The organism is Streptomyces alkaliphilus (assembly GCF_014141535.1).
GTDB classification, from domain to species: domain Bacteria; phylum Actinomycetota; class Actinomycetes; order Streptomycetales; family Streptomycetaceae; genus Streptomyces; species Streptomyces alkaliphilus.
In genome coordinates this window covers 1-4,606 of the sequence record NZ_VKHT01000377.1, presented here as the reverse complement: position 1 = coordinate 4,606, position 4,606 = coordinate 1, and the positions used below count along the sequence as shown (strand labels likewise).

Here is a 4,606-nt window from a genome sequence, read left to right as displayed (position 1 = left end):
CCTCACACCTCCAGCAACGCCTTGCCGACGACCCGCCGGGCCTCCACGGCGGCGTGGGCCTCGGCGGCACGGCGCAGCGGGAAGACCGCGCCGATGGTCGGCGCGATCCGGCCGGCCGCGACCTCCCCCATCGCCCGCTCGACCCACCCGCCGTACTCCTGCGGTGGGAACCACACCTGCCGGATACCGTGCACGATGATCCCCCGACGCTCCGCCTCCCCCTCGCCGATCTCCGCGAAGTCGCCGGCGGCGGCCCCGTGGGCGGAGAAGTGGCCGCCGTCGGCCGTCACCGCGAACGCCGCGCCCCCGAGCGCCCCACCGGCTCCGTCGAACACCACGTCCACGCCGGCGCCGCCGGTCAGCTCCCGCACCCGGTCCGGCCAATCCGCCGCACCGTGGTCCACCACCTCGTCCGCGCCCAGCTTCCGGACCGTCTCCAACTTTCGTTCGCCCCGGGCGGTGCCGATCACCCGGGCCCCGGCGGCGTGCGCCAGTTGCACCAGCAGACTGCCCATGCCGCCGGCGGCGGCCACGATGAGGACGGTGGTGCTGGGGCCGACCGGGGCGTTGCCGAAGACGCCCAGGGCGGTGGGCCCGTCGTGCACCAGGGCCACGGCCTCCCGCGTCCCGACCCCCTCGGGAATGGGGACCAGCGCCTCGACGGGGGCCACGACCCGTTCCGCGTAGGCGCCCAGTTCGTCCGCCCGGGCGATCACGCGACGTCCGAGCCAGGAGGCGTCCACCCCCTCCCCCACCGAGATCACCTCTCCACCGGCCGCGTCCCCGGGCACGTACGGCGGTTCGACGGTGAAGAAGTCGCGTCCCCACCCGGACCGCACCTGCGTCTCCACGAACAGGACGTCGGCCACGGAGACCGCGACCACGACCTGTCCCGGGCCCGCCACCGGGTCCGGCCGCTCCCGCCACACCAACACCTCGGGACCGCCGAACCGCTCGACCTCGACCACGTGCATGGTTCCTCCCTGGTCCGTTCACCGGTGGGGCACGGTGGTCCGCGCCCTCGAAGAGGAGTCTGGAACCTCGTGCAAGCTTGAGGTCAAGTGCCGCCCTTCCCCTCCGGGAGACGGCCGGCGCACCCCGCCCCTCCGGTGATGCCGCGGAGGGGGCGAGGTGCGCCGGCGCGCCCCGTCGGCGACCGGCGCCGCGGAACGGGGGCTACTTGGCCAAGAAGGCCAGCAGCGCCTCGTTGACCTCCTCCGCGTGCGTCCAGAGCAGACCGTGCGGGGCCCCCTCGATCTCCACGTAGTCCGCGTCGGGCAACAACTCCCGGAAGGGGCGGGCGGTGGAGTCGATGGGCAGGATGCGGTCGGCGGTGCCGTGCAGGATCAGGGTGGGCACGTCGATACGGGAGACGTCATCGCGGAAGTCGGTCGTCCAGGTGGGCACGCACGCGACGGAGGCGTGGGGGGAGGCGCCGGCGGCCACGTTCCAGCACCCGCGCACGACCTCCTCGGAGAGGCGGGAGCCGAGGTTCTCGTCGGTGTTGAAGAAGTCCCGGTAGAAGTCGGTGAAGTAGGCGTAGCGGTCGGCCTTCACGGCGGCGAGGATGCCGTCGAAGACCTCCTGCGGGACCCCGGTCCCGTTGTCCTCCGTCTTGCGCAGGAACGGCTCCAGACAGGCGAGGAACGCGGCCTTGGCGACCCGACCCGAACCCCGGGTGCCGAGGTAGCGGCCCACCTCGCCGGAGCCCATGGAGAAACCGACCAGGGCCGCGTCGGTCAGGTCGAGGGTCTCCATCAGCGTGTTCAGGTCCGCCGCGAAGGTGTCGTAGTCGTAGCCGGTGGTGGGGCGGTCCGAACGGCCGAAGCCCCGGCGGTCGTAGGTGATGACGCGGTACCCCGCGTCGAGCAGCGCGGCGGTCTGCTTCTCCCAGGAGTCCCCGTCGAGGGGGTAGCCGTGGATGAGGACGACCGGCCGGCCGGACCCGTGGTCCTCGTAGTAAAGCTCGATGTCGGCGCTGTTCTCGGTGCCCACGGTGATGCGAGGCATGGTGCCACCCTTCCGAACCCGCGGAGAACGGTCGTTCTCCTCGATGTCCACTACCATAGAGAACGAACGTTCTCCGCGCAAGTCCGATAGCTTGCCCGGGCGGGCGGGATCGAGAGGGAGAGGAACAGCGACGGTGGGAGACCCCGGTGTCACGAGCACGGACCGCCAGGCCACGGCCCGGAGGACCGACGACGACAGCGCACGCGAGCGAGTGCTGCGAGCCGCCGATCGACTCTTCTACGATCGCGGCGTCCAGGCCGTCGGCATGGACGAACTGCGCGCCGCGTCCGGTATTTCACTCAAACGCATCTACCGACTCTTCGCCTCCAAGGAGGCGATCGTCGAGGAGGTGCTGCGCCATCGGCACGAGCTGTGGGAGGCGGGCATCTCGGCCGCCGTCTCGGCCGCCGCGGAGCCGCGCGAGCGCCTCCTCGCCGTCTACGACTTCCTCGCCCGGTGGTTCGACGACGACGGGTTCCGCGGCTGCTTCTTCATCAACTCCTTCGGCGAGCTGAGCGGCACGGCGCCCCGCGTCACCGAACTCGTGCGCGCCCACAAGGCGGGCTTCCAGGAGACCGTGGCCCGACTGGTCGCCGAGGCGGGCGGCCCGCCCGAGCTCGCCCCGCAACTGGCGATACTCGCGGAGGGGGCCCAGACCACCGCCGCCATCGCGGGCACCTCCGAGGCCGCCGGGCAGGCCAGGGCGGCGGCCGAGACACTCATCGACGTCGCCCTGCGCCCGGCCCGGAATCGGGCCGCCTGACCCGTCCACCCGAGGGGCCGGGACCGGGGCCCGGGGGCATGATCCCGCCCATCGAGGGCTCGCCCTCGGCTCCGCGGGGGGACCGGGCACGCGTCACGCCCGGACGGACCCACCGGCGCACCGGGTCGACCCGGCCCCTCACCAGCCGTCATCCCACAGTCGACCGTGCACGCTTCTTGTCATGCACCAACAGTGCCCATACAGTCGTCACCAGGGCATGGGAGCGCTCCCACACCAGAGAACGCTTCAGCCGAAGGGAAAACCGTGACGACTTCTCCCAGCGGACGGCCGAGCGCCGTCCCCGGCGGTTCCCGTCTCGCCGCCCCCCTGTCCTCCCTCGTTCACCGGCACAGCATCACCCTGCTGCGGATATCCGTGGGGGTGCTGTTCCTGTGGTTCGGCGCGCTGAAGCTGGTCCCGAACGCCAGCGCGGCCGAGGAGATGGCCGCCCGCACCATGAGCGTGATCACCGCCGGTCACGTGGCGCCCGACGTGTCCCTCCTCGCGCTGGGCTCGATGGAGATCCTGATCGGCGCCGGCCTGCTGACCGGCCTGTTGCTGCGGCTCACCCTCGCCGTCTTCCTCGTCCACATGGCCGGAACGCTGGTGGCGCTGGTCGTCCTCGCGGGTGAGATGTGGCAGGGAACGGTACTCGTCCCGACCCTGGCCGGCCAGTACGTCCTCAAGAACCTGGTGCTCATCACGGCCGGTCTGGCCATCGCCGCGCACCGGCCGACCGCGCGCGGGCTGCGCGTCCGGTCGCCCCGTGGACGGCCGGCCGCCACGGACACCGGGGAGTCGGTGGTCCCCGACGCGCCGAAGGTCCCCACGCCGACAGCGCTGACCTGATCCACCCCGGCCCGGGGCCGGCCGGGGTCGTGGACGACGGGGACCCGCGCGCGGCCGGAGCCGAGCGACTGCTCGTCGGCGGCGACGATGCGGGTCTCCGGAAGGGCGGAGACGATGCCCGGACCGCCGGGTCACGCCCCCGACCCACGGATTCGGGACCGCTCACCGTCCCCGGCAGGGGAACGGCCGGGCCGGAACCCGCCCTACCGGGTGAAGTCGTACAGGTGGTAGCAGAGTTCGTCGTCGATCGCCTCGCGGTGGATGTCGATCTCGACCGAGGTCGGACGACCGTCCTCCGCCGTCTCGACCTCCACCGAGTCGGCCTCCCACTCCTCCTCCGCCGTTCTCGCCCGGGCCAGCACCTCACCGATGGTCAGGGGCTCCTCGCGCCAGTGCTCCAACGGCAGTTCCTCGCCGGCGGCCTCCCCGTCCCGCTCCGACATGGCCACCACCATGTCCGCCTCGCGGTCGACCACCGTCACCCGGAACCACCCGTGGCCGCCGCGCTCGCCGCAGGTCGAGTGCAGGGTGTAGGTGTAATTCGCCGGTTCCCGCCACTCGCGCCAGGCCTCGCCACCGGCGGCCGACTCCGTGCCGCAGCCGGCGAGTGTCATCGTCAGGCCCACGGCGCCGCAGAGCGCGCCCGTCATCCCCGTTCGGATCCCCATGCCGATCGGACGCCACCCCTCCCCCGGCGGTTCCGGATCCGGCGGCCGGTTCGGGGTGAACCCCTCCACCCCGAACCGGCCGGCGCCGGCCTCGGCCGGATAGGTCAACCGCTCCCGGGGAGGCCCGGGGCATCCCGAACACCCCGAGCCGTCAACGGCACCTCGAACCACACCCACTTGCCGTCCGGCGTGCAGGTGTAACCCAGGCGGTCCGTCAGGGCCCGCAGCAGTACCAATCCGCGTCCGCCCTCGGCGTCCTCGTCGGGAGCGGCGATCGCGGGCACCTCCCGCCCCCGGTCGAACACCCGCACCCGCG

6 protein-coding genes are annotated in these 4,606 nt (G+C 72.7%); 2 read left to right on the top strand and 4 right to left on the bottom strand.

Annotated elements, in window-relative coordinates:
• Nucleotides 1–2: 2 nt before the first annotated feature.
• Together FNQ90_RS13340 and FNQ90_RS13335 are read right to left on the bottom strand one after the other, a co-directional pair.
• Nucleotides 3–974, bottom strand: coding sequence for a zinc-binding dehydrogenase (locus tag FNQ90_RS13340; RefSeq protein ID WP_182606580.1), 972 nt, complete (start codon nt 972–974; stop codon nt 3–5).
• Nucleotides 975–1,176: 202 nt separating this feature from the next.
• On the bottom strand, nt 1,177–2,010 hold the full coding sequence (locus tag FNQ90_RS13335; RefSeq protein ID WP_182606579.1) for an alpha/beta fold hydrolase: 834 nt from the start codon (nt 2,008–2,010) through the stop codon (nt 1,177–1,179).
• Nucleotides 2,011–2,143: 133 nt separating this feature from the next.
• On the opposite strand from FNQ90_RS13335, the gene FNQ90_RS13330 reads away from it, so the two are divergent.
• Together FNQ90_RS13330 and FNQ90_RS13325 are read left to right on the top strand one after the other, a co-directional pair.
• Nucleotides 2,144–2,773 carry a TetR/AcrR family transcriptional regulator gene (locus FNQ90_RS13330; protein WP_323379938.1) on the top strand — a complete coding sequence of 210 codons (630 nt, stop codon included), beginning with the start codon at nt 2,144–2,146 and terminating at the stop codon, nt 2,771–2,773.
• Between the two features lie 264 nt (nt 2,774–3,037).
• Nucleotides 3,038–3,622 carry a DoxX family membrane protein gene (locus tag FNQ90_RS13325; RefSeq protein WP_323379937.1) on the top strand — a complete coding sequence of 195 codons (585 nt, stop codon included), beginning with the start codon at nt 3,038–3,040 and terminating at the stop codon, nt 3,620–3,622.
• Nucleotides 3,623–3,825: 203 nt separating this feature from the next.
• Here the strand turns inward: FNQ90_RS13325 and FNQ90_RS13320 are convergent, their stop codons facing one another.
• Nucleotides 3,826–4,272: a DUF6174 domain-containing protein gene (locus FNQ90_RS13320; RefSeq protein WP_182606577.1), complete on the bottom strand. Its 447-nt coding sequence runs from the start codon at nt 4,270–4,272 to the stop codon at nt 3,826–3,828.
• A 122-nt stretch (nt 4,273–4,394) separates the two neighbouring features.
• Nucleotides 4,395–4,606 (bottom strand): ATP-binding protein (locus FNQ90_RS13315; protein ID WP_182606576.1); only part of this gene is annotated, 212 nt, incomplete at its 5' end.

Excerpts from the sequence above, each read along its gene's own strand:
- FNQ90_RS13340 (WP_182606580.1), bottom strand. The coding sequence starts at position 974 with ATGCACGTGGTCGAGGTCGAGCGGTTCGGCGGTCCCGAGGTGTTGGTG.
- FNQ90_RS13335 (WP_182606579.1), bottom strand. The coding sequence starts at position 2,010 with ATGCCTCGCATCACCGTGGGCACCGAGAACAGCGCCGACATCGAGCTT.
- FNQ90_RS13320 (WP_182606577.1), bottom strand. The coding sequence starts at position 4,272 with ATGACGGGCGCGCTCTGCGGCGCCGTGGGCCTGACGATGACACTCGCC.